19 protein-coding genes are annotated in these 26,001 nt (G+C 62.1%); 8 read left to right on the top strand and 11 right to left on the bottom strand.

Going from position 1 to position 26,001, the window contains the following annotated elements:
- Position 1: 1 nt before the first annotated feature.
- The 10 genes from J5J83_RS03365 to J5J83_RS03320 all read right to left on the bottom strand — a co-directional run bounded on the left by J5J83_RS03365 (position 2) and on the right by J5J83_RS03320 (position 11,453).
- Positions 2–817: a protein-glutamate O-methyltransferase CheR gene (locus J5J83_RS03365; RefSeq protein ID WP_212345430.1), complete on the bottom strand. Its 816-nt coding sequence runs from the start codon at positions 815–817 to the stop codon at positions 2–4.
- 59 nt (positions 818–876) lie between these two features.
- Entirely contained in the window at positions 877–1,398 is a 522-nt protein-coding gene (locus J5J83_RS03360) for a chemotaxis protein CheW (protein WP_349251857.1), read from the bottom strand.
- 57 nt (positions 1,399–1,455) lie between these two features.
- Positions 1,456–3,924, bottom strand: a complete 2,469-nt coding sequence (locus tag J5J83_RS03355; RefSeq protein ID WP_212345426.1) for a methyl-accepting chemotaxis protein — start codon at positions 3,922–3,924, stop codon at positions 1,456–1,458.
- Between the two features lie 72 nt (positions 3,925–3,996).
- Positions 3,997–6,378 (bottom strand): chemotaxis protein CheA, encoded by a 2,382-nt coding sequence (locus J5J83_RS03350; protein WP_212345424.1) that lies wholly within the window; start codon positions 6,376–6,378, stop codon positions 3,997–3,999.
- Between the two features lie 13 nt (positions 6,379–6,391).
- Entirely contained in the window at positions 6,392–6,700 is a 309-nt protein-coding gene (locus tag J5J83_RS03345) for an STAS domain-containing protein (protein WP_212345422.1), read from the bottom strand.
- A complete protein-coding gene (locus J5J83_RS03340; RefSeq protein ID WP_212345420.1) occupies positions 6,697–7,065 on the bottom strand; it encodes a response regulator in 369 nt (122 codons plus the stop codon). Before J5J83_RS03340 ends, J5J83_RS03345 begins: the two co-directional genes overlap by 4 nt.
- Positions 7,066–7,084: 19 nt before the next feature.
- Entirely contained in the window at positions 7,085–8,320 is a 1,236-nt protein-coding gene (locus J5J83_RS23105; protein ID WP_212345418.1) for a methyl-accepting chemotaxis protein, read from the bottom strand.
- 203 nt (positions 8,321–8,523) lie between these two features.
- The gene (locus J5J83_RS03330; RefSeq protein WP_212345415.1) at positions 8,524–9,168 is read right to left on the bottom strand and encodes a response regulator transcription factor; all 645 of its coding nucleotides are present in this window, start codon (positions 9,166–9,168) and stop codon (positions 8,524–8,526) included.
- Complete coding sequence (locus J5J83_RS03325) at positions 9,165–10,769, bottom strand: PAS domain S-box protein (protein ID WP_212345413.1); 1,605 nt, start codon at positions 10,767–10,769, stop codon at positions 9,165–9,167. Before J5J83_RS03325 ends, J5J83_RS03330 begins: the two co-directional genes overlap by 4 nt.
- Before the next feature lie 276 nt (positions 10,770–11,045).
- Positions 11,046–11,453 carry a DUF2721 domain-containing protein gene (locus tag J5J83_RS03320; protein ID WP_212345411.1) on the bottom strand — a complete coding sequence of 136 codons (408 nt, stop codon included), beginning with the start codon at positions 11,451–11,453 and terminating at the stop codon, positions 11,046–11,048.
- 109 nt (positions 11,454–11,562) lie between these two features.
- Here J5J83_RS03320 and prfB point away from each other — a divergent pair.
- The 7 genes from prfB to J5J83_RS03285 all read left to right on the top strand — a co-directional run bounded on the left by prfB (position 11,563) and on the right by J5J83_RS03285 (position 21,991).
- Positions 11,563–12,667, top strand: a protein-coding gene (prfB, locus tag J5J83_RS03315) for a peptide chain release factor 2 (protein WP_212345409.1) whose coding sequence is annotated in 2 segments (ribosomal slippage) — positions 11,563–11,643 and positions 11,645–12,667 — 1,104 coding nt in all. Because the reading frame shifts where the segments join, the coding sequence is not laid out codon by codon here.
- Between the two features lie 383 nt (positions 12,668–13,050).
- Complete coding sequence (locus tag J5J83_RS03310) at positions 13,051–14,355, top strand: hypothetical protein (RefSeq protein ID WP_212345407.1); 1,305 nt, start codon at positions 13,051–13,053, stop codon at positions 14,353–14,355.
- Positions 14,355–15,068, top strand: coding sequence for a hypothetical protein (locus J5J83_RS03305; protein ID WP_212345406.1), 714 nt, complete (start codon positions 14,355–14,357; stop codon positions 15,066–15,068). Before J5J83_RS03310 ends, J5J83_RS03305 begins: the two co-directional genes overlap by 1 nt.
- A 5-nt stretch (positions 15,069–15,073) precedes the next feature.
- Positions 15,074–17,863 carry an AAA family ATPase gene (locus J5J83_RS03300; protein WP_212345404.1) on the top strand — a complete coding sequence of 930 codons (2,790 nt, stop codon included), beginning with the start codon at positions 15,074–15,076 and terminating at the stop codon, positions 17,861–17,863.
- Positions 17,864–18,480: 617 nt separating this feature from the next.
- The gene (locus J5J83_RS03295) at positions 18,481–20,781 is read left to right on the top strand and encodes a choice-of-anchor U domain-containing protein (protein WP_212345402.1); all 2,301 of its coding nucleotides are present in this window, start codon (positions 18,481–18,483) and stop codon (positions 20,779–20,781) included.
- A 258-nt stretch (positions 20,782–21,039) separates the two neighbouring features.
- Positions 21,040–21,513: a hypothetical protein gene (locus tag J5J83_RS03290; protein WP_212345399.1), complete on the top strand. Its 474-nt coding sequence runs from the start codon at positions 21,040–21,042 to the stop codon at positions 21,511–21,513.
- Between the two features lie 97 nt (positions 21,514–21,610).
- Positions 21,611–21,991, top strand: coding sequence for a VOC family protein (locus tag J5J83_RS03285; protein ID WP_212345396.1), 381 nt, complete (start codon positions 21,611–21,613; stop codon positions 21,989–21,991).
- A 535-nt stretch (positions 21,992–22,526) separates the two neighbouring features.
- Here the strand turns inward: J5J83_RS03285 and J5J83_RS03280 are convergent.
- Positions 22,527–23,294 (bottom strand): MgtC/SapB family protein, encoded by a 768-nt coding sequence (locus J5J83_RS03280; protein WP_212345393.1) that lies wholly within the window; start codon positions 23,292–23,294, stop codon positions 22,527–22,529.
- A gap of 277 nt (positions 23,295–23,571) precedes the next feature.
- Between J5J83_RS03280 and J5J83_RS03275 the strand changes: the two genes are divergently transcribed.
- Positions 23,572–25,962 (top strand): EAL domain-containing protein, encoded by a 2,391-nt coding sequence (locus J5J83_RS03275; RefSeq protein ID WP_349251856.1) that lies wholly within the window; start codon positions 23,572–23,574, stop codon positions 25,960–25,962.
- Positions 25,963–26,001: the final 39 nt, after the last annotated feature.

The following is a 26,001-nucleotide window of genomic DNA, read 5'->3' as shown; positions in this document are numbered from 1 at the left end:
ATCATGGCTTTCGATAAATCGTCGGGCGCATCGTTTCCAGCGGTCCGACCTTCAAGCCATTGAGCGTTTCAGAGTGCCCGATAATCAGGTGCCCACCGGACTTGAGCCGTGGCAACAAGTGGTTGATGACCCTTGTCTTGGTTTCGGCGTCGAAATAGATCATCACATTGCGCAGGAAAATGACCTCGAAATCACCAATCTTCGGGTCGATCGGTTGAGTCAGGTTGATCTGGTGAAAACGCGTGCGTTTGCGTAGTTCGGGGGCGATGAGGAAGGTGCCGGCATTAGCCCGAATGCCCTTCAGGCAATATTTCTGCAGGAAGCCGGGCGGAATGCCTTCCGTGCGTGCCAGCGAGTAGTGTCCGGTTGCAGCCTTCGCCAGAACGCGCGTACTGATGTCCGAACCCACCACCTCCCAGTCCTCGCCGGGCATGTGCTCGGCCAGGACCATGGCCAACGTATAGATCTCCTCGCCACTTGAACTGGCCGCACTCCACACCCGGAAACTGCCCGAGTGCCCGCGCTTGGCGATGATCTCGTCGCGCAGGAAATCGAAGTGCTTGGGTTCACGAAAGAAATAGGTCTCGTTGGTCGTCAGCAGATCGACCATGGTTTGCATTTCTTCCGGCGACTGACCGCTGGCCAGCATCCGGTAATACTCCGAGAAATTGCTGAATTCGTACAGCTTCAAGCGGCGCGTCAGTCTCCCGGCCAACAGAACCTTCTTGTTATTGCTCATGCTGATACCGGCAATCTTGTAGATCAAGCGCCGGAACAGATCGAATTCCTGATCGGTGATCGGACTGGGTTCAGCCATTGAAAGTCCCATCCGCTGGCAATCGCATGCCAGCGGAGTTGGTCTGCTTCATTGTAGTTTCAAACGCTTGAGACAGCGGCCGCCGAGTTGGCCACGTTGGCGATCACGCCGACTTCCTCCACCGACAAGACACGATTCAGGTCGAGGATGATGACGAATTTCCCGTCGATCTTGCCCATGTTCTTGATGAAGTCGTTGCGGATACGAGCGCCAAACTCAGGCGGCGGCTCGATGTCACAACCCGCAATTTCCAGCACCTCGTTGACCGCGTCGACCACGACCCCCATCTGCTGACTGCCGTTGGCGCCCTCGATATCGACGATGACAATACAGGTACGCTTGCTGTTCTCTCGCGCCTGACGGCCGAAGCGTGCCGCAAGGTCGAGCACAGGCACGACCGCGCCGCGCAGATTGATCACCCCCCGGATGAAGGGAGGCGTCATCGGCACGTCGGTCACGAAGCCATACTCGATAATTTCCCGAATCGACAAGATGCCGATGGCAAACATCTCATCACCCAACAGGAAGGTCAGGTATTGATGCTGCTCGTCCGGCTCGGGCTCCGAACTCCTGGTTGCCACGGAATTCTGCCCGCGTGGCGTGGCTTGTTGCAGGGCATTCGATGACATGGCCATCCCTCAAAAAGGAACGAAGTCGGCTTCACTCTCACTCGGTACACTTTCCGCCACCTTCTTGGCAGTGTTCTGGGGGCTACGGTCGCGTCCAGCCCCCTGTCTACCACTGCCCACGTGCTTGCCCTCGACATGTTGGTGCCCACGCTTGCGGCCACCGTCAGCCAGCGAGAAGAAGTTCATCAACTCCTTCAGGTTGGCAGCCTGACCGCTCATTTCCTCGGCTGTCGCCGCCAGTTCTTCGGACGCGGAGGCGTTCTGCTGGGTGATCTGGCTCAACTGGCACATCGCGGTATTGACCTGATCGACCCCAACCGTTTGCTCCTGAGAAGCGGCAGTGATTTCCTGCACCAGATCGGCGGTCTTGCGCGTCGCAGGCACGATTTCGTCAAGCAGTTTCCCGGCGCGCTCGGCCATGCCGACACTGTTTCCTGCCAGCTGCCCGATTTCGAGTGCCGCAACCTGACTCCGTTCGGCAAGCTTGCGAACTTCGGCAGCGACCACCGCAAAGCCCTTGCCGTGCTCGCCGGCCCGTGCCGCCTCAATGGCTGCATTGAGCGCCAGCAGGTTGGTCTGGTAGGCGATGTCGTCGATGATGCTGATCTTCTTGGCGATCTGTTTCATCGCCGCTACCGTTTCGGTCACCGCCACGCCGCCATCGGCCGCCTTGCTCGTGCCATCAGCCGACATGGTGTTGGCCACCTTGGCGTTATCGGTATTCTGCCGGATAGAGGCCGACATCTGCTCAACCGAAGCGGAGGTTTCCTCCACGCTCGCCGCCTGTTCGCTGGAAGCCTGCGACAGTGACTGGGCCGTCGCCGAAATCTGGCCGGTGGCGCTCGCCAGGGTTTCCGTCGTCGCATTCACCTCGCCAATGATCTGCGCCAGCTTGTCGACGGTATTGTTAACCGTATCCTTGAAATCCTTGAGTTGCCCTCTGTAATCACCCTCGACTTTCCGCATCAGGTTGCCGCTTTCCATTTCGACCAGCACGCCAACCGCCTCATTAACGGGCAGAATGATGCCGTCGAGGGTGGCATTGATACCTTCGACGATCCGCCGGAAGTCGCCCATGTGCTTGCCACCATCGGCCCGGACATCGAGCTTGCCGTCGGCGGCAGCGGCCACCAGCATGTTGGTGTCCGCAATCAGCGCCTTCACGTTGGTACGCATCTGCTCGATGGTCTGGTTGATGAACACCTTCTTTCCGGGGAAGGCCTCAAGCGGCGCATCCATGTTGCCTTCGCCGAACTCCTTGATACACGCCATGGCCTTCTTCTTCACGGCAATGTGGCCAAAGACCATGTTATTCACGCCAGCAGCCATACGCTGAAAGTCGTTCTTGAACTTGTTTTCGTCGATCCTGACGTCGATGTCACCCGCATCGTGTTCCTTCGACATATGGTTCATCTCGGCGATCAAGCCCTTGAGATTGTCGCGCATCTGCTCGATGGTCTGGTTGATGAACACCTTCTTGCCGGGGAAGGCCTCCAGCGGTGCATCAAAGTTCCCTTCACCGAACTTCTCAATGCAGGTCATGGCTTTCTTGTTCATGGCAATGTGTCCAAACACCATGTTATTCACGCCAGCAGCCATACGTTGAAAGTCGTTCTTGAACCTGCTTTCGTCAATCCTGACGTCAATGTCGCCAGCATCGTGCTCGTCCGACATGTGGTTCAACTCGGCAATCAAGAGCTGCAGCGTCGACGTCATCTGCTGCATCGCCACCATCAAGCTGCCCTCATCAGCACCCTTGACCTCGATCTTGCTCGACAGATCTCCGGCGGCAATCCTGTTGGCAATCTCGGCAGCGACATCGGGCTCACCGCCAAGTTGCCTGATGAGATCGCGAACGATATACACAGCAATTGCGATACCCAACAGAACCGAAAGGACAATTACACCGGCAACCCATTTCTGGGCGGAAGCAAAGGTCTCGTCGCCATGATTGCTGGCTGCTTCACCGCCCTTGACATTGAGACCGACAAGTTTCAAGAGCGTGGCGGAAAAATCGGTATAGAGCTTTTCCCCCTCGCCATTCATGACTTCCATGGCTTCGTTCGTCTTGAGATTGCGAGACAGGCCCAGGAGTTTATCGTGCAGTACGAGATAGGATTCAAACCCCCGATGAAACTCATCGTAAAGCGCTCTCTCCTCCGGCGTAGAGATGAGTTTCACATACGCTTCTTCGTTCTTTCTCAAAATTGCCAGCGTGTCCGTCATGGCCTTTTCGGCCGCAGCCATTTCCTCAGGCTTTTCCGAAACGACATGTTTCAGCTCTGCGATTCGATAGTCGGATGTATTCGTATTGATCTCTTCGATCAAGCGAATACTGGGCATCCAATTTTCGGCGATTTCCGTCGACATATCGTTCACTTTCGACATTTTGAATATCGAGAAAATGCCGAGAAAAATCATCATTGCCAACAGAATGCCAAAACCGAGACCAAGTTTTTTTGCGACGGTAAATTTCATGTCCCTCTCCTAGAGGAATTGGTGTTCTTTCAGCGGATAGCTGCTGTTCTGGTCACTACGACGAGCGCTAGATCATTGCGCCCCGCCCACTCCGATTAGTTTCCGGCCCGCGCCATCGTCCTTGGCCGACTGCAGGGATATGCCGCTGCCCCCATTACGCCGGCTTTCGTTCCCCGCCACCCGTCGGACCAAGCCCGGTACATCGAGGATCAGGGCGACATTGCCGTTACCCAGGATGGTGAAACCGCTGATCCCCTCGAGACCGTTGAAGACCTCCCCGAGCGGTCGGATCACGGTCTGGAACTCGCCCATCAGCTTGTCCACCACAAGGCCGGCCCGACGCCCCGCGTACTGGACCACCACGACGTTTTCCCGCGACACGGGGTTGAGCAGGAAGGCGAGTTCCGGGTCCTTGGCCAAGGCTGCGGCCCCCTCTTCTGTCAGCAAGCCGGTGGCCCCGCTCAACCGGGACGTCCCTGCCTCGGTATCGTCATCCTCTTCATCGCCATCCGGGGAGAACGGCGCGAGCTCTGGAACATCGAATATCTCCTTCAGGCGGATGAAAGGCAGCACTTCACCGCGCAGATTGAGATGGTCGTGGCCCTGCGAGTCGCCAGTCTGTTCCGGTGGCAATTCGACGCATTCGACAACCATATCGAGCGGCACCACGAAGGACGAGGCACTCACCCCGACCAGGAAACCGTCAATGATGGCCAGGGTCAGCGGCAGGCGAATCCGCATGGTGGTGCCGACGCCTTCGGTGCTGTCGACGTCCACAGTGCCGCGCAAAGCGGTGATATTGCGATAGACGACATCCATGCCGACGCCGCGCCCGGACAGGTTGCTGACCTGTTCGACCGTCGAAAAACCGGGCATGAAGATCAACTGATGGATTTCCTGGTCGGAGAGCTGCTGCTCGGGCTTGATCAGGCCGCGTTCGACGGCCTTCGCCAGAATCCGGTCGCGCTTCAGGCCGCCGCCATCGTCGACGACTTCGATGACGATGCTGCCCGAATCGTGATAGGCATTCAGATGGACCGTGCCGTAGGCGGGTTTGCCCCGCGCCAGTCGGACTTCGACAGGCTCGATGCCATGATCCATCGAGTTGCGCACGAGGTGGGTCAGCGGGTCGCCGATTTTCTCGACCACAGTCTTGTCGAGATCGGTGTCGCCACCGCTGATCTCCAGACGGATGTCCTTGCCGAGATCGGCGCTGACGTCGCGCACAACGCGTTGGAAGCGCTTGAAAGTGGCGCCGATCTGCACCATGCGCAAGGTCAGTGCCGAGTCGCGGACTTCCTCGACAAGCCGCGACAGTCTGGCCACGGCTTCGTGCAGCTCGGGATTCGCCGTCTGCTGCGCGATCAGGTTTGCCCCTGCGCTTGCGATGATCAGTTCGCCGATCAGATTGATATGGTCATCGAGATTGTCGGCATTGACGCGGATCAGGCCGGATTCCGCACCCTTCGCGTCCTTGACCTGTTTTTGTTTGTCGAGCGCCGCTTCGACGACCTTCGGCTGGACCACCTTCTGATCGACCAGCACTTCACCGAGCGGGTGGGCCGGGCCCGACGGATGATCGGCCTGACGATTGAGGGCGACGTCGAGCTCATGCTGCGTCAGCGTGCCACAGCGCACGAGGATTTCGCCCAGGCGCAGCTCCTCCTGCGGCAGCGCTTCGATCAGCCGCTGGTATTCGGAGATCAGACTGTGCGGGGGCAGGATGCGGATCAGGGCATCGTCACGCACAAACTCGAAGGCCCCTTCGATGGTCTCCTTGTCGGCATCGGTCTGGAACGCGATTTCAAAACCGAAATAGCTCTTCTCCGGATCAAGCTCACTGAGGGTCGGAACCTGGTCGGCCAGCGTGAAAATTCCGACAATCTTCCCGAAGGTCGAGAGATACCGAATGAAGGACAGTGGATCCATGCCGTTGCGCAGCACGTCGGGGCCAAACCGCAGAGAAATGTGCCAGCTGTCGGAATCGACACCGCCACTGTTTTCTCTTTCCAGCGGCGTCTCCGCTTCGGTGGCCACTGGCAACGGGGAGTTGGCCTGTGCGTTCTGACCGAGATAGCTCCCGAGCTTGGCGACCAGCTCGTCGGCTAGCGCCTGCATGGCGGCATCCGGCTCATTTCCGGCGGCAATGCCGGAGATCAGATTTCCCAGATGGTCGCTGACCGCGAGAAAGATCGCGACCAGTTCGGAGGTCACGGGAATCGCGCCATTGCGCACCTTGTCGAGCACGCTTTCGGCGACGTGCGTGAAGCTCACCACATGATCGAAGCCGAAGAGACCCGCGGAGCCCTTGATGGTATGGGCAGCACGAAAGATGGCATTGATCGTGTCGGCATCGTCGGGGTTCTGCTCGATGCTGAGCAGGGCCGCTTCCATGTCTTCGAGCAATTCTCTGGCTTCGATGATGAATGTTTGGAGGGCATCATCCAGATTCATGGTCCAGTCCTGCCTACGACGGGGAGTGAATCAATACCGGGTCGCCAAGTTGGCCCGAGAGTTTGCACAGTTCGAGCACATCGCACACCGCCGGGCTGTGGCCCGTAAAGCGCAAGGTCAGCTTACGCAAGACCGCTTCGCGCTTGGCGGCCAGCATCAACTGCAGCCCGGCGCTGTCGATTTCGCTGACGTGCGCCAGATCAACCTCGAGCTCGGTGCAGGTAGCGATGGCTTCGAGCAGCTGCAGGCGCAGTTCGGCTGCCGTGAAGATATTCAGCTCGCCCTTGATCTCCAGCCGGCCGCAGGCGGCGGATGAACTCACGGCAGCACCAGCTTGGCCACGGCTGATAGCATCTGCGCCGGCTGAAATGGCTTGACGACCCAGGCTTTTGCGCCAGCGGCCTGGCCTTGCTGCTTCATCGCGTCACCCGCTTCGGTGGTCAGCATGATCACCGGCGTAAACTTGTAGGCGGGCAGTTGCTTGGCCGCCTTGACAAAGCTGATGCCGTCCATGTTCGGCATGTTGACGTCACTGATGATGAGATGCAGCTTGCGCCCGTCCAGTTTGCTGAGCGCGTCCTTGCCGTCGCAGGCTTCAACGACGTCGTAGCCGGCGCCCTTGAGAGAAATGGCGACAACCTGCCGCAAAGAGGCGGAGTCGTCGACGATCATGATGGTTTTTGCCATTTTGGCGTTCTCTTGATGCTTAGAAGAAAGTAATGTCGTCCGCTGCAGCAGACACAGCCGGCTTGCCGCCACCGTGTACAACATGCTGTTCGGGAACCGTGTAGGTGCGGGAGAGCTCTTCGAGCCAACTGCTGGCATCGAGACGGGACGAGGCATCACCCCGGCTGCTCGCGCCCTCGTGCTCGACAATCCGATCCTTGAGTTTGCTCATGTCGCGACTGACGTGCCCGAGGATCTGGCTGACCCGGTCCTGGAACTGCAGGGCAACCAGCACTTCGGCAATCTCATCGCCAATTGACCGGGTCTCGCTGCGCAAGACGTCCGAAGATCGGGCCAATCCCAACGCCGCCTCCTGTGTTCGATCAACGACATGCTGGATGATCGCTTCGGACTCGGTGACCATTGCCACATCCTGCGCGGCGTACTCTTGGGAAATTTGTAGGGTGGCGGCTATTGCTTGATTCACCGTTTCCACCGTTTCGCTGATCTTCTTCCCAGTGGCGCCGGAGAGATCGGAGAGTTTGCGCACCTCGTCCGCGACAACGGCAAATCCGCGACCGACTTCACCTGCGCGTGCCGCCTCAATGGCGGCATTGAGGGCAAGCAGATTTGTCTGTTTGGCGATGTCGCCGACGTTCTGCGCCATCCCCTTGAGCTTCTCGGTGAACTGCGAAAGGGTGGCGATTTCGCTGAGCATCGAGTCCTTGGTCGCCAGTGCTGCGCGCAGCGTGACGATGATGGAATTGAGCTCAATTTCGTTCTCACGCAGCAAGGCGACCAAGCCATCACCGGATTCACCCTGCGAAGAAGCCATGGTGTCGACAATGCGCTGACTGATGCCGGCAAAGCGGTCGGTCAGTGCGGTGATGGATTCCTCGGTATGGCTGCGTGCCATGTCGATTTGCCCGGACCAGACCGGCAGCACACCGCTACAGAGCTGGTCCAGGCCGCCCAGACATGACGCCTGCTGCTCGAGACGTTGACTTTCCCGCGCATGACTGGCCGCCGCCTCGATCTCGCGCAGGCTTCGCCGGATCCGATATTGCGCCAGAAAGCCCAGCGCGGCACCGAACACAATTACCAGCGCAGCCAGAATCAGCGCGAGGGAAGAAGCACCTCCCACCAACAGCACCGCCAGCGCGCCAAGGACCGCAACCACAACCGCCGGCGCGGCGGTCCATTTCAAAGAAGCGAAATCGTTCACTCGGACTCTTCCCCCAAATCGGCTGCTCCTCAATAGGAAGAGCAGCCACACTCCTTTCGCCTATGGGGAACGGCGGTCCCGAAATAACCAGGAAGCCTGATTACTCGACCGAAGACCATTTGAGCCGGTGCCGGTTGGGGCGAGAAGAATTAGTGGAGGAGAGTCTATTGCCTTGATAATTCTAGAACAATTAGTGAAAGCTTTGGTTCGACTACATAAAAACCATTAGTTGGGTGCAGTTTTCGTGACGAATCTCACGATGACAGTAAACCTTCTCGAATGGCGTAGCGGGTCAGCTCGGCAACCGTGCGCAGACCAAGCTTGTTCTTGATGTTATTGCGGTGTACATCAACGGTTGCCGGTTGGATGCCCAACTCAGCGCCGATGGCTGACGAACGCAGCCCCTTGGCCAGCAACTTCAGGACGTCTCTCTCACGACGACCAAGGATGCTGAGCGGAGGGGCCGACCCGGGCACATGGCAACTGCCTCGGTCGACCATGGCACCGGTAATCTCGGGAGAGAGATACACATGGCCCGCGACAACGGCACGAATGGCCGCAATCAGTCCCTGGGTGCCGGCCGATTTGGACACGTAAGCACGCCCGCCGGCCTTGAGCATCTCATCGATAAACACCTTGTCGACATAGCCGGACAATGCGACGACAATCAGTTTCGGATGATCCACGAGCGCCTGAATCGCGACATCGATGCCGGTCATATCAGGCAACCCTATGTCCAGCAGAAGAATGTCCGGGCAGTCTTTCTTCAAACACTCGAGCGCCTCGCGCCCCGTTCCCGCTTCAGCGACCACCATCAGGCCCGGCTCTGCATTCAGTGTCCCGCGCAGCGCTTCTCGCAGTATGAGATGGTCATCGACCAGCATGATCCTGATGCTCATCTCGGCTCCGATGCTTCCTGGCGAGACGATATTGGCATATGCAGGGTGATGCTCGACCCGGCGCCGGGGACACTGACGATGTCCATGCTCCCGCCCCGGCAGGTCAGGCGCTCGCGGATGCTGGCCAGCCCAAAGCCGTATGTCTCGTTCACGACCTGGGAAACATCGGACATGCCAATACCGGCATCGGCTACCGTCAGGACCAGTTGCCCACCGTCGCACGCCATCGTCAGATGTGCTTCCATGCATCCAGCGTGTTTTGCGACATTGATCAGCAGTTCGCGGGCCGAGCGAAACAGGATGCAAGCCTGCTCCGAAGTCAGTTGCGGACAGCGTACGTCACAGTCGACGACGACGCTCAATCCGTAGTGGCGATCCATCTCTTCGGCCAACCAACGCAAGGCATGACCCAAGCCGAGTTTGCTCAGGACAGGCGGACTGAGCTGGGTGGTGAGCGAGCGCGTCACCTGACAGGCGTCAGCTAGAAGGGCATCCAGTTCCTCGGCAAGACCGCACGCCGACGCAGGCAACTGCTTGGTCAAGATATCGAGCTTGATCTTCGCCACATGTAGCAACTGGCCGAGCCCGTCGTGCAGGTCACTGGCGATGGACTGGCGCTCACGCTCCTCGGCCAAAGTGGTTTGAATTGCCAAGCGGCGCAATTGCTCGGTCCGCTCTATCACCCGCCGCTCAAGCTCGTCATGGGCTTCTCGCAACGCGAATTCCGCAGCCTTTCGATCGGTAATGTCACGCCCGACCGATTGAACTTCAAGCAGATTGCCATTCCCATCGAAGAATCCACGATTGACGAACTGCATCCAGCGCAATTCACCGGAACCTGACCACACGCGATTCTCGATGACGACAGTTGGCTGCGTCTGCGACAAGGTCGCCAGTTGGGCTTCGATATGAGAAAGATCGTCCGGATGGCACGCCGGTGTCCATGCCCGTCCAAGCAACTCGTCGGCCTCCTTGCCGAAGAAGCGGCAAAAGACGGCGTTCACGAACGTGAAGACCCCATCCACCGAGAAGCGCGAGATCAGCTCGGTCTGGTCGTCGATCACGGCACGGTAGAGCTCCTCGGTGACGCGCAGCGCCTCCTTGGCATCGTGGAGAGCACTCGTCTCGGTGACCAGCACGTAGAAGCCCCTTACCTCGCCATCGACAATATCGGGAATGTAGTTGGCAAGTGAGTGGCGAACGCCATCGCCTTCCGGTTTAGGGATCATGCGCTCAAACTGCTGAGTCTCACCGCGCAGTGCGCCTTCGATATAGGGCAGATTCAGCCGATAACGCTCCTCGCCGATCACCTCCCGGATGTGCTTGCCGTGAACCTCTTCAGGATCCAGGCCAAACCATGTCAGATAGGCGTGATTAGAGAAGCGGTTACGCTGTTCCTTATCCCAGTAGCCAACCATTGCCGGCAAATGGTCAAGTATCGAACGCAAACAAAATTCCTGTTGTTCAGAAACACTTACCCTGGAAGCACCGGGCCGTTCGCGCCGGAGAGCCTCCAGTTCCCGCCGCAACTGCCCGTTTTCAGCCTCGAGGTGACAGATGCGTGCAGCAATGTCGACCTCTCTCACTTTTTCAGTTGTCAATGCACGCCTCCAGTATGGTCACCTCAATACATCGGCTGAACGCAATTGGAGTATAGCTGACCGACACCTGCGGACGGCCAAGCCGGGGCGAACAGGCCTTTGCATTGATGCAAAACCCATACAGCAGACCGGCGGTGCTCTCACATGAACGTCATGCCGAAAAACAACATTCCTTTGAAGCCCGAGTCAACCTGATTTCGGACATGCTTGCTCCGAGGCAATAAGGGCACCCGGCGCGCGTCGATTCCATCGGCTTTTGTCCAGCGACCTGCCCGGCTAGCGGTGCTTCAAGGGGCTTTCGGCCATCCGCTCGATGTCGTCCACCACCACCGACAACGCGTTGGTGGACACCAGCACCTCCACCAGTGACAGCACCAGCGACACCGCCAGCGTGACGATACTGACGCCGAACATCAGTTTTCCGGCTGCCTCGCTGTGCACGAACAGCGCCAGCATCGACAGCGCGCACATCAGAAAGCTCAGCACGCCGAAGGACTGCATGTACTGAATCATCTTGATGCGACGCTTGAGCCCGGGAATCTGCAGCATCACCACCGGGCTGCTCGGGTCGGGCGACGCGTGCAGCTGCCGGATCACCTGCGCCAGGCTCAGGAAGCGGTTGGTGTAGGCCAGCAGCAGCAGCGAGATGGCGGGAAACAGCAGGGCGGGCGTAGTGAGGTCCATTGGTGCGGATCGATGCAGGAGTCAAGGATGCAGTTTATCGCGTCTGCGCGAAACCGCCCCCTTCACCGGTATAATGCGCGGTTTTCCGCATTGTCCCCCGGAGCAGTAAATGGAAGCCGAACGCCAGAACGCCATCGCCGAAAAACTCGCCGACCTCGCCGCCCGCGGTCGTGAACTCCGGAGGTATCTTTGACTACGATGTGAAAGCATCGAAGCTCGAAGAAGTTAACCTCGCACTGGAAGACCCCTCGGTCTGGGACAACGCCGAACGTGCGCAGGAACTGGGCAAGGAAAAGCGCCAGCTCGAAGACGTCGTGGTCACCCTGCAGACCATCGACCAGCAGTCCAGGGATCTGAAGGATCTGTTCGAACTCGCCGAAGCCGAAGACGACGATGACACTTTCGTCGCCGTCGAAGAAGACCTCGGTGGCCTCGAAGCCCTGGTCAGCAAGCTCGAATTCCGCCGCATGTTCAGCAACCCGATGGACCCGAACGCCTGCTTCATCGAAATCCAGGCCGGCGCCGGCGGCACCGAAGCCCAGGACTGGGCTGGCATGCTCGAACGCATGTATCTGCGCTATGCCGAGAAGAAAGGCTTCACCGTCGAGCTGATGGAAGAGACCGAAGGCGAAGTCGCGGGCATCAAGAACTGCACGATCAAGGTCAGCGGCGACTACGCCTACGGCTTCCTGCGCACCGAAACCGGCATCCACCGCCTCGTGCGCAAGAGCCCGTTCGACTCCAACGCCCGGCGCCACACCAGCTTCACCTCGGTGTTCGTGTTCCCGGAAGTGGATGATTCGATCGAGATCGAGATCAACCCGGCCGACCTGCGTATCGACACCTACCGTGCCTCCGGCGCCGGTGGCCAGCACATCAACAAGACCGACTCCGCCGTGCGTATCACGCACGAACCGACCGGTACCGTCGTGCAATGCCAGAACGACCGCTCGCAGCACAAGAACCGTGCCGAGGCGATGTCGATGCTGAAGGCGCGCCTGTACGAACTGGAACTGCGCAAGCGCCAGTCCGAACAGCAGAAGCTGGAAGACTCCAAGAGCGACATCGGCTGGGGACACCAGATCCGCTCCTACGTGCTCGACCAGTCGCGCATCAAGGACCTTCGCACCAATTACGAAGTCGGCAACACCCAGGCCGTGCTCGATGGCGATCTGGACGACTTCATCGCCGCCAGTCTCAAGCAGGGCGTTTAAGTCAAGTGTTACCCCCGCAATCAGTCAGTTCAGATCAAGTGGGGTGAGGCCCTTCAACGCCCTCCCCTTGTATGGTCAAGGAAAAGGCAAGAACGGAACGCCTCCCCCTTCAAGGGGGAGGTTGGGAGGGGGATGGGTTTTGGTTGGAAACACTTGAAACCCATCCCCACCCCAACCCGGTAGCCGGCGCAGAGACGCGCTGTCGTTCGAGCGGCAGCGAGCGATGCTCGCTGAAACCCCGCTCTCACCCCCTTGAAGGGGAGGGAGCAAAGAGCTACCCACCCGAACCTGCTCTTCGCTTTCCTTTGGACCAGTTGGCAGGGGTGGAGAACTCCAATGACTACCGTGTTCCAAGACGACCTAACTGCCACCCCTCGACGACCTTGAATCCACTGCTCAATCTCGCCGACTTCTTCGCCCCCGGCGTCAGTGCCGACGACGTGCCCGAGATCGCGCCGCTGCTGGCTGCGCGCGGAATCGTCGGCACCTTCATCTCGCTGTTTCGCGGCTCCGACGCCGAGGTCCTGCTGCGCCTGCTGGTGCTGCGCGAGATCGGGCAGGAAGCGGACGCCCCGCGCTGGTCGCCGGACGCACTGAGGCGGCGCTTTGCCTATCTCGATCCGGTCAAGCTCGAAACCGTGCTCAAGCGCCTGCGCGAGCACGACCTGCTGGCCTTCGCCGATGACGGCCTGTATCACCTGTCCGACATGGGACGCAACGCCGTCGCCGCACTGTCGATGCTGCTGCGTTTCAGCGCAGAGGAGGACGCCGAGCTCGGCTTTCTCACCGCGCAGCTCGCCGGCCTCAGCGCCACCGGCAGCATCACACCCGACGCGCTCAGCCACCTGCTCTCCAAGCTCAACGATCTCACCTGGCACTTCGAGGAGGCCATCGCCTCGGGCTCGGAGTTCCGCATCGTCACCGCCCGCAGCCGCCTGAAGGCCAACGGGCGCTGGCTCGAGCGCGGCACCGACATCCTGCGCGAACTGTTGTCCGACCCCGAAGTGGATTTCGAGATCGCCCGCGTGGCCCAGCGCATCGGGCTGGCGCAATCCCGCCTCGCCCGCGTGGACGCCGCCTTCCAGCGCGCGCTCAACAAGATCGAGACCCAGCGCGTGACCTTGGGCGGCTCGGGCATTTCGTCCTCCGACGTCTCGGCCTGGCTGCGCCACCAGGACGCCGGCCGCCTCGCCGACCTCGTCCTCGGTGCGCTCGACGCCGCCCCTGCGCCCGCCTTCCTTGCCGGCGGCCACGAACTGCTCGACCGTGCCGAAGCCGCGCTCGGTGGCGAGACCCACGACAAGGCCGCCGCAGCCGAACTGCCCGCCGCCGATGACGCCCCGACCTCGATCGCACCCGAGCACGAGGACCTGCGCCTGCTCGAGCACTTCGGCCATCGACTCGAACAGCTGCAGCGCGCCGCGCCGCTGCACGCCATGGTGGGCGGTGGTGGTTTCGCCGCCGCAAGCTACCGCCTGTCACTGCTCGCGCTGCTTGCCGACGGCGGCGCAGGCGGGCCCGCCGATGGCCCTGTCGGCCAGTTCATGCGTCTGCCGCTGCAGATCGAGTTCACCGACCAACTGGTCGACGTCGACGAAGACGAAATTGCACGCATGACCGCGGGCGAGATCCGCCTGGCCCACGCCGGCGCCCGCCCCGCGGAGACCTCCTCCGCCACGGAGACCTGATGGAACACGAACTGCAAACCCTCACCGCGCGCCTGCTCAACCAGCGCTGGTTGCCGCGCACCGACCGCCTGGTGCGGCGCGCGCTGGTCGATGAGACCTTCCGCCAAGACCTCGACCGCCGCCTTGCCGCCGTCGGCCTGCGCCTGCTCGACAATCCCTACGCCGCGCACGTCGCCGTCGGCCTCAACGCCGACATGCACGAACCGGTGTTCGGTGCCACGCGCGAATACGCCGCCAGCAATCTCGGCCTCACACGCGACGAGATCGCCCTGCTGGTCATCATCTGGTCGCTCATCGTGCTGCCCAAGCGCGAGCGCCAGGTCACCCGCCGCGACGTCATCGACGACGGCCAGACCGACATGTTCGGTGGCGAAAAGCCGGTACAGCACGGCGACGCCGTCTCCGCCGGCCTGTCCGAAGCCTCGCTGATCGCAGATTTCGGCGCCCGTCTCGGCGGCAAGACCAAGGTGCGCAATTTCGCCCTCGGCAAGCTCGCCCGCCTCGGCTTCATCGAGCGCCGCAACGGCCAGATCCTCGAAGGCCCGCTGCTCGACGTCGCCCTCGACTACCGCCTGCTCGCCGATCGCATCATCCACGGCACCCTCGCCGACGTGCTCGCAGAAGCCGGCCATGCCCTCCCCAAAGCCAACGCCTTCGACGCCGCCGACGTGCTTCCCGACGACGACCTGCCCGACGAAGACACGGAAGACTGATCACGATGTTCCACATCAAGACGCTCGAACTGGTCCACTGGGACTACTGGCGCCGTTTCAGCCTGCCGCTGGACGCCCAGATCATCACCATCGTCGGCCCTAATGGCTCCGGCAAGACCACCCTCCTCGACGCCATGCGCACGCTGTTCGCGCTGCGCTGCTCAGGCAAGCGCGACTTCCGCCGCTACGTGCGCCGCGCCGAGCGCAGCTTCGCATGGATTCGTGCCGTGGTCGCCAACGTCCCCGGCACCAATGGGCGCCGCCCCTTCTTTCCGTGCCTGTCCGACGAGGTCACGCTGGCCTGCCGCATCCGCAAAAGCGGCGGCGAATGGACGCGCGACTACGCCATCGTCGACGGCAACCTGTCCATCGAAGCGCTCGAAACCTCCTCCGACTGGACCGGCCTGCGCGACTACCAGACGCGGCTGGCCTGGGGCGGACTCACCCCGGCCATCGCCAAGGTCCTGTCGCTGGAACAGGGCGACACCGACAAGCTGTGCGAGTACTCGCCCAAGGCCCTGCTCGAACTGGTGTTCGACGTCTTCGGCGACAAGGAAGTGCTCGACAACTACGCTGCTGCCCGCGAAGAACAGAAGAACGCCGAACGCGAGCTCGAATCGCTCGGCATCGACCTCGACCGCCTGCGCGCCCAGGCCGAAACCAAGCGCCTCGAAGCCGACCGTTTCCTGGAATGGAAGCAGCTCAGCGACGAGATCCATGCCCTGGAAGCCGAGATCGTGCCGCGCCTCGAATGTGCCGAACTCAGCCGCGAAGTCGCCACCGAGCGCGACGAACTGCTGCGCCTGAACCGCGAGCGCGCCAGCAAGCTCGCAGAACAGCGCGACGCCCGCAACCGCGTCGCCGACATCCAGACCGAACAGCAGGCCGCAGCCGCCGAGCGCAACCGCCTCAAGCAGCACGACAAGGACGCCGAACAGCGCCACCTGGCCGCCCACGACCGTGTGCGCGACATCGAGAAGACGCTGGCCGAGCGCGACGCGCTGCGCACCCAACTCGCCGCCGAACACGGCGCCGACGCCGTCGCCCTCGAGAAGGAACACGAGGCGGCCGACGCCGCCCTGCTCGCCCTGCGCCGCAAGGAGCGCGAACTGCTTGCCGCGTTCGAGGAAAAGAGCGAACAACTGCGTGCCGCGCGCAGCCGCAGTGGCCCCCCGGGCGACGTCGAGGTCAGCCGCTTCCGCGCCACGCTGTCGGCCGAAGGCATCGGCCACCAGGGCCTGGCCGAAGTGGTCGAAATCACCGACCCGGCGTGGCAAGTGGCCATCGAAGCCATCCTGCGCCCCTACCGGCATGTGATTCTGCTCGAGCGCGAATCCGACCGTCATGCCGCCTGGGCGCTGGGCGAGCGCGAGCGCTTCCGCCACTTCGTCGTGCCCGAGCGCGAAACCGCCCCGCCGCCGCGCCCGATGAGCCTGGCCGAAGTGGTCAACTTCAGCGCCCCGGTGCCGCGCTGGCTCACCGACCTGCTCAACCGCATCCGCCGCGTGGAAGATGCCGACGCCGCGCACGACCTGCCGCGCGAGCAGGAATGGATCACCCGCGACGCCTACCACCGCGAACGCCGCGGCGCCCGCCACCTCGGCCGCCCGCACGACTTCCACTTCGGCGAACTCGCCCGCCAGTCGCGCATCGACGATCTCGAAGACGAAATCGCCCAGCTGGACAAGCAGCTGCAAGCCATCCGCCCCAGGCTCGACGCCGCCGGCAACACCCTCACCGGCATCCGCCAGCGCCTGCTCGGCCTGCAATCGGCCCAGCTGCTCGCCGCCAACACCGAGAAGTACGCCAGCGCCGAAGCCGAACTGCCCGCCGCCACCAAGGCGCTCACCGAAGCCATCGCCGAGCGTGCCGAGGCCCGCGGCGCACTCGACGAAGTCGCCGAGAAACTGCGTGGCATCGAGATCGAACTCGACCGCCGCCACCGCGAGCAGAAGGCCGTCGAGCTGCGCCTGGCCGACATCGCCCGCGAACACGCCCCGCGCCGCCACGCCCAGGCCCAGCGCATCGTCAAGCTGCGCCGCCGCCGTCGCGGCATGCCCGCACACTGGATGGACCACGCCGACATCGCGCTGCTCGCCGACAAATACGGCGACGCCCGCGGCGCCCGCCTGCAACTCGAGCGCCTGCACCGCCACCTCGATGAGGGCGACTGGATCACCGACGTCTCGGTGCTCACGCTGCGCGACCGCATCACCGCCGACCTGCGCACCCGCGAGCGCGACTATGCCGACCGCCAGGCCTACTGCGCCACCGCCAGCCGCCATACCGACGAAGCGCGTGCCGCGTACATCGCCAAGCTGCGCGCCACGGTGCGCCAGTACGGCAAGAACCTGAAGTCGCTCGGCGACCTCTCCAACGTCAGCGTCGACTGCCCCACCCCGCACCTGGAAAACGACGACGTCTCGCTCGGCGCCGCCGGCCTCGAAGTGCGCTTCGACTTCGACCGCAAGGGCGCCGTCGGCCTCAACGACGGCGAAGCCTCCGGCGGCCAGCAGGTGATGAAGTCGCTGATCCTGCTCATCGCCCTGCTGATGGACGACGCCCGCCCCGGCGGATTCGTCTTCATCGACGAACCCTTCGCCCACCTCGACGTCGCCAACATCGACCGCGTCGGCACCTTCCTGCGCGCCACCCGCGCGCAATACCTGATCACCACCCCGGTGACCCACAACGCCAACGTGTTCGCACCGGCGCAGCTCACGCTGGTCACACGGAAAAAACCGCCCGCCGAGGAATGGGCACCGCCGATCGGCGTGTTGACGCGGGCACTGTAGGAGCGAGAGAGCGGACCACCTTTAACCGTCGACGGCGCTTCGCTGCTCACAAACGGCGGGCGGTCCGCATTGCGCCACGTGGGGAAACCACTCACAGCCATCAGCCCCGGTCCGTCTTCTCATCCAAATACCTCGCGCCACCCACGGGCTGCTCTCCCGCAAGCCCCGCTCGACCGTAAGAAGTTGTTGCAGAGCAAGCGGCAAGCTGTTGCGTATGCCTTCCTTATTTTTCTGGAAGCTATCTCTCGAGATTCTCCTGGCTCCAAAACCACGGAGAAGATCAAAAACCCAGTGCGGTTTCTCCGGAAACCGCTATTCGCGATCCGTACGGTAGCCAGATCGAAGATCCGGCCGGTTAGTGAGCGGTGAAGGGGGACGGCTCCCAGGCCTGTTCGATCTTCGGACCGTGCTGACCTTCAACCTGTCAAAAATGACAATAGAGATCTGGAATAGATCAGCCATAATGGGTCTCCGTCGGCGTGACCGCTCCACCTCTGCAGTTCGGTATCGGTCTATGCACTCTAGAACGTCCACCGTCATAGACCATACAAATGAAGCTCACGACCCAAGGACTCCAGCTCAATGCCCAAGCTCGTCGCAACGTCAGACGGAGCTTGATGTTCACGGCCATTGGCGCCATCGTCAATCCACTTGCCGCGTACGCCGCCTGCACCAGCACCGGCACCATCATCGCCCAGCATTGTGCCGCGGATTACATCCAGTTCATGACAGGCACCGGCACCACCTCACTGACGGTAGACAGTGAAACCACGGCATCGGTCGAACTCCGTCCAGACCCGGGTGCGAGCGGCCCCTACGATCAAACGCTCAACCTGACCGGCAACACCGTCATCAACAGAACGGATTACAGCGGCGTCATCATGCAGACGACGGAGGCCAACCGCAAAGCCACCGTAACGGCGGAGTCCACGGTCAATATCACCTCGAACGGGGGCTTTGGCGGAATCTGGGTTCGCAACGACACGTCCGGAGCCATCTCCATCACGTCTGCGGCCACCGTACACTCGACCGGTTCCGATGGCGTAACCGCAAGCACCAACCTGGGGCCGGTCACGGTCAGCAATGACGGGCATGTCACTTCGGTGACTGATCGGGGCCTGTATGCGGACGGTGGATACAACGATCTTGTCTCCAGCCCGGTGGTGGTCAGCATCACGAATACCGGCACCGTCAACGCCTATCAGGCGGGCGCCCGTTCGATCAACTATCAAGGCTTGTCCACCATTAACAACATCGGCGGCACCGTCACCTCGACCACCCGCCAGGGCTTGGTCGCCTGGTCGAATAACGGCGCGGCCAGCATCACCAACTCCGGCATTGTCAGCTCTGGTGACGACAGCGCGCTTCAGGGTGCATCGGAATATGGCGACGTCACCGTCATCAACAGCGGCACGCTGACTGCCGCCGACGATCCAGCCGTGGTGGCAACGCGTGCCGGCTACTCGGGTATTCGCGCCGGGGTAGACATGGATCCTGGAACCGTCGGCGCCTACGGAAATGTCACCGTCACCAATACGCTGACCGGTAACATCACCGCCGCCGACGACTACGCCATTGCAGCGGAAACCCCGTCGGGCACCATCGACATCTCGAATGGGGGGTCGGTTTCCGGCCAGCACGGCGTCAGCGCCAATTCCGCCGCCGGACCATTGGACATCACTAACAGCGGCCAGATCACGGCCACCGGCGGCGCTGGGTACGGCATCAACGTGCTCGCCGCCACCAGCGGCACGATTTCCAACAGCGGCACCATTACCGGCCCCGCGGCATCGATCCGTACCGATGCCGCCAGCGCGCTGACGCTGATTGCCAACCAGGCCGGTGGCACTCTCGATGGCCAGTTGAGTCTGCAGGGCACAGGCCCGCTGACCAATGCGGGCACCATCGTTCTACCCGCCAATACCAACTCCACCCTCAATGGCGGCTACACGCAGGCCATCTCTGGCACCGTCGGCACCTTGCGAGTCAAGGTCAACGCCAGTAGCCAATTCGGCAAACTCACCGTAAGCGGCAGTGCCAGCCTGCCAGCCGGGGCAAAAATCGAGGTCATTACCGGCAATCCAGCCACCTGCGGCGGCATCACCACCGGGACCACGCTGCCCGGCGTCATTTCCGCCACCACGCTGAGTTCGGCGAACCTCGTGGTCACCGACGATTGCACCGACATCGATCTGGGCGCGGTCAAGAATGGCAACGCCATCGATCTGGTCCCCATCGTCAACGGCAGCTGCGGCAGCGCCGACGGCGTCGCCACCGCCTTCGCACCAACAAGCAATCTATGCGTTGCCGGCACCGCCAGCGGGGTCTCGAGTGCGAGTCCCTGGGCGTGGAGCTGCAACGGAAGCAGCAGTGGCACCAATGCCAGTTGCTCGGCGCCCAATGCCCTCACCGGCACCACCTCCGGCAATGCCCGCGCTGAAATCAGCGGCAGCACCTGGACGGTTGATACGGTCAATTCCGCCGGCTTCATCGCAACCACCGGTCATGCCAAATCCCCACCGAGCCTACCCGCCGGTTACACCTTCCCACACGGCCTGTTCGACTTGCGTCTGGTGACTGGCGCAGCGGGTTCCGGTGCCACGGTCACCATCACTTATCCGAGTAATCTGCCCCCCGGAACGGTCTGGTGGAAATACGGCAAGACCATCGCCAACCCGGTGGCCCATTGGTATCAGTTCGCTGGTGCCACCATCAGCGGCAATACCGTCACGCTGACCCTGCAGGATGGCGGCGCAGGTGATGACGACCTGTTGGCGAACTCGGTCATCGTTGATCCGGGTGGCCCCGGTGCACCACTGGCAACGCCGATTCCGATGCTTTCTGACTGGGGCCGCATTCTGCTGTCGGCACTGATGGTCCTGGGCGGTATTTTTGTCTTGCGTCGCAAGATCAGCTGATCGGCACTTGCCGCCCGGACCTATTCGACCGCCGCACGACGCCAATGAGCAAGCCCCCTATGCACCAGGGCTTCATCATTTCTGCCTTCGGGTCGAGTATCCCGTTGGCGTAGCGGCGTCGGAGACGGGACTTTACCCTGAGTACGCAGCGGACTACTGGGTCACCTTTTTCATCGACCCGGATGGTATGCGTCTCGACGTCACCAACTACCGCCAGATGCGCCGGAACCGTCACGGTTATTGCCAGCCAGAGTGCCGATGCTGCAAGCTGCAGCACTAAAGCCGCAGGACCCTATTCAGCCCCGGAGTTGCCGCATGTTCAAACCCGTCATACAGGAAGAACCCACCGGCTGCGGCATCGCCGCCGCTGCCAACATCCTCGGCAGGACCTACGCCGAGATGAAGGCCGTCGCCAATGCGATGGGTATTCACGCGGACGACAAGTCGCTGTGGTCGGACACCCGACATGTCCGGCGGATGCTGGCGGCCGCCGGCGTCGAGACGTCCGCCGATGAGACGCCGTTCGTGTCGTGGGATGCGTTGCCTGACCTGGCCCTGCTGTCTATCAAGCATCACCGGGAAGAAGGCAGGGATTTCTGGCACTGGGTTGTATTCAGGCGCGCAGATGGTCATGCTTGCGTGCTGGACTCGGCCAGCTACCTGCCATCGAATATCCGGACGGATTTCGATGAGATGCACCCGAAATGGTTCATCGAGGTGAAGACGCCATGAGCGGTGCAAGCCCTGACCGCCGACGGCGCGCAGCCCAGGCACGAGGACAGGAACCCGACCGAATGACGGTCATTCAATTCCAACATGGAGACAACAGATGTTCAGTCACGTATTCGTTGGCGCTAACGACATGCAGGCTTCGAAGACTTTCTACGATGCGGTGCTGGGAACGCTGGGCCTCGGGCCCGGTGTCATGGATCCCAAGGGACGTTGCTTCTACAAGAACAACAGCGGCCTGTTCGGCCTGACCAAGCCGATCAACGGCGAACCGGCCTGCCATGGCAATGGCGGCACCCTGGGCTTCGCGGCGGAGAGCACGGCAGCGGTGGACGCCTGGCATGCGGCGGGGGTCGCCAACGGCGGCATCAGTTGCGAAGATCCGCCGGGCGTGCGCGAAAGCCCGGCGGGAAAGCTCTATCTTGCCTATCTGCGTGATCCGTCGGGCAACAAGATCTGCGCGCTGCATAGACTTGGCTGATGGCGTGGTCTGGCGTATGTGGGGGTGGTCTGTTCAAGGCAAGGATGGATGAATGGGTCGTTGGGACAATTGCGAAACCCATCCCCACCCCAGCCCTCCCCTTGAAGGGGAGGGAGCCAAACGGTGCCACCCCAACCCGACAGCCATCGCCACGAGGCTGCCGTTCAGGCGGCAGCGAACGACGCTTCACGAAACCCCACCTTTACCCCTGAAGACGAGGGGGAGACGAGCCCCCCCGACCCTCATTAGCCGGTTCCCTCGCCTTCGCGGGTTCATTCTTTTTAGTAGGTTCCTTCTCCTTGTATGTTCCAGGAAAGGGCAAGAACAGAGCTCCTCCCCCTTCAAGGGGGAGGTTGGGAGGGGGATGGGTTTGAAGTGCCGCCAACGGAACCCATTCCCGTCTCTATGGGTCGTCTCGGCAAAGCCTCTCCGCTAAGCCGGCAACGGGGAATGCTCTGTGAAAACCCCGGCCATGCCCACTCGAAAAGGGAGAGACTCCGTTCTTTCCCTGAACGGACAAGCGCGCACCACTTCACTAGTTCCGCGCATGGGCAATGCTGAAGCTATCCAGGCCGGGCAGACCGATCAGGTTTACCGACATTTTCGACAGTCTTTCGCCCCGCCCTCTGCCGAGCGCAACGGCAACGAAGCGCCACTCCTGACAATTGCCCTTGTAGTTGATGGCGAACGAACCGCTGGCGATTTCGTAGCCGCGCGCCAGCATTGCTTCGCCGACGCTGGCCTCGTCCGGTTTGAAGTCGGGAACAAAATGCAGGACGATCGCGATGGCGTGGCGCGACGGCAGCAGGTATTCCAGCTTCGACACGTACATCATGCAGCCAGCCGACAGAATGGTGAGCAGGATGGCCGCGCCATAAAAACCGATGCCGACCAGGATGCCGATTACCGACGCCGACCAGATCGACGCCGCCGTGGTCAGACCGCTGATGTTCAGACCTTCCTTCATGATCACGCCGGCGCCGAGAAAGCCCACGCCGGTGACAATGCCCTGGATGACACGCGTCGGGTCGGGCATGGGGACGGCGGTGGAGGCACTCTGCAGCAACGCAGCACCACCGAACCACGATGCCGGATAGCCCGCGATGACGGTGACGGCGCACGACGCCACGCAGACCAGTCCGTAGGTCCGCATGCCTGCGGCACGGCCATGGTAAGAGCGCTCGTAGCCGACGATGAAGCCCAGAAACAGCGCCCCGACCATGTTCATGAAAACCACGATATTGGTCGCGATCTCGTTTGCCGACCAATAGCTGAACAGCGATTCGGGTGAAAGCGGCGTCATGACGGATTTGTGACAATTGGGATAGCTGGAGTGTTCTCCAATTCCCCACCCACAGCAAGACCCGATTTGTTCCCCTGGCGATTGCCGCCACCTGGCCACGTACGCGGAATCGGCGTACCGGCGGGTCGAATTCCGCCGTACCGTGACGTCAGCCACACGCCCCCCGATTGAGGCCGAAAAAGCGGTTCGGCGTGAGCTAACCTTTAAGAGGATCTGGCGTCCAATCATCAGGCGTGTACTGCTTGTATGGCAGGGTCGGGTCTGTGGAGGTGAGGTCATGAACATGCACGATCCGGAAAGGCGAGCCGACGACTTCGAGCCCGATGCGGTGCCGTGGCCGGGTAGCCGGGCCTTGACCCTGTTGCGTGCGCTTCATTCGATGTTGAACGGCGAAGCAGATGAGGATGCCCTGCTGCGTGATGTATGCGCGGCAGCGGTCGACCTGGCCGGCTACGCCGGGGCATGGATCGGCTATCTGGACGAGGATGGCGGCCAGTTGCGCGGCATGGCTGCACGTGGAACTGGCGTGGTAGACGGGATGGTCGACGAGGACGAAATCGTCACCGCACTCCATCGCGGCCTGCCGTGGGTGCAGTCGATCTCAGGCAGCGCCGGCGGCACGGAAGCGGCCGGGGTGGCGGTGCTGCCACTGGAGGACGGAGCCGGCCCGTTCGGTGCGCTGCTGTTAAAGCCGGCCGATGCGGGGGCCTTTCACACGGCCGAAATAGAGCTTCTGTTCGAAGCCGCGCGCAGCCTTGCCCATGGCATCGGTTCCATGCGTGCGGCGATCCGCCATGCGCGCGCCGAGGACGAACTGCGCCGGGTGGATCGCGCACGAAAGACCCTGAGCGCTGTAAACCGGACGCTCGTGCGTGCAACGGATGAACACACCCTGCTGTGCGAGATTTGCCGCATCATCGTTGAAGAGGGCGGCTATCGTTATGCCTGGGTGGGCTACGCGCAGCACGACGCCGCGCAGAGCATCAAGGTGATGGCCCACGTCGGCGTCGAGCTCGCCCATCTCGAAGGCCTGCGCATCACCTGGGCAGATGCCGAGCGGGGTCGCGGTGCCACCGGAACGGCGATCCGCACCGGTGAGCCGAGTATCGGCCGCAACGTGCTCAATGATCCCGATCTGGTGCTGTGGCGCGATGAGGCGCTGCGTCGCGGTTACGCTGCCATCAGCGCGTTTCCTTTGCGCGTGGGGGGCACCGTCATCGGCAACCTGTCGATCGCCGCCACCGAAGCCGACGCCTTCGATGCCGCCGAGGCCGATCTGCTCAGCGAGCTTGCGGACGACCTCGCCTTCGGCGTCGAGACGCTGCGCACGCGCCAACGCACCCTCGAGGCCGAGGCGGCCGTGCGCCGCATGGCCGAGTGCGATACCCTCACCGGCCTGCCCAATCGCTGGCGCCTTCGCATACGGCTGGAAGAGGAAGTCGAGGCGGCCAAGCGCGATCATCGCCCGCTGGCCTTGCTGATGCTCGGCATCGACCATTTCCAGGAAATCAACGAAACCCTGGGCTATCACCAGGGCGATGCCATGCTGTGCGAGATCGCCGCCCGCGTCGCACGGGTGGTGCCCGAGACGCTGAATATCGCACGCATGGGCGAAGCCGAGTTCGCGGTGCTGCTGCCCGACTGCGATGCCGGCGCCGCGTCGCGCACCGCGCAGCGGATACTGACCGAGATGTTCGAACCGGTCGCGATCGGCGAGGTCATGCTCGATGCCGGCGGCAGCATCGGCATCGCCATCTTTCCCGGGCACGGTACCGAACCTGACGCCCTCATTCGCCGCGCCAACGTCGCCATGCATCAGGCCCGTCACCACGGCCACGGCATGGCCTTGTACACCGGCGGACGCGACCGCGAATGCGCGCGCCGACTGGCGCTCATCGGCGACCTTCATCGCGCCATCGACAGCAACGAATTGCGCCTCTTCTGTCAGCCCAAGGTGCGCTTCTCGAATCGCGAGGTGTGCGGCGTCGAGGCCCTCGTGCGGTGGGAGCACCCCCGCCTTGGCATGCTCTGGCCCGACGAGTTCATCGGACTGGCCGAACACAGCGGGCTCATCAGTCCGCTCACCGACTGGGTGATGCAGGCGGCCTTTCGGCAAAGCTACGTCTGGCGTGAAGCCGGGGTCCTGCTGCCACTGGCGGTCAACCTCTCGGCGCGCGACCTGCGCGATCCGAGACTGACCGAGCGAGTACGCAACCTGCTGGCGACCTGGGGTGGTGAGCCGGAAGGGGTGCAGTTCGAGCTTACCGAGAGTGCGCTGATGCAAGACCCGAGCGGCGGACTCGAGAGCATGCGGCGGCTCAAGGATCTGGGCATCGAGCTGTTCATCGACGACTTCGGCACAGGCTATTCCTCGCTCGCCTACCTGCAGAAGCTGCCGGTCGATGCGATCAAGATCGACAAGTCCTTTGTGCACTCGATGCTGTCGGACACCGACTCCGACGTGATCGTGCGCTCCACCATCGACCTCGCGCACGACCTCGATCTGGAGGTGGTGGCCGAAGGCGTCGAGGACCGCGCCGGCTGGCAACATCTGGCCGCGCAAGGCTGCGATGTGGCGCAGGGCTACGTGGTCAGTCAGCCGATTCCGGCCGAAACCTACCTCGACTGGAAAGCGGTCGACGCGTTTGCCACCCGCCTCGTGAATTGAGCCGACGTAGCGCAGATGTCGACGCGCTGAAGCACGACC

This window comes from Azoarcus sp. L1K30 (genome assembly GCF_018122735.1).
Lineage (GTDB): Bacteria > Pseudomonadota > Gammaproteobacteria > Burkholderiales > Rhodocyclaceae > Parazoarcus.
Note: the sequence above shows the minus strand (reverse complement) of the source record. Positions and strands in the feature narration are given on the sequence as shown.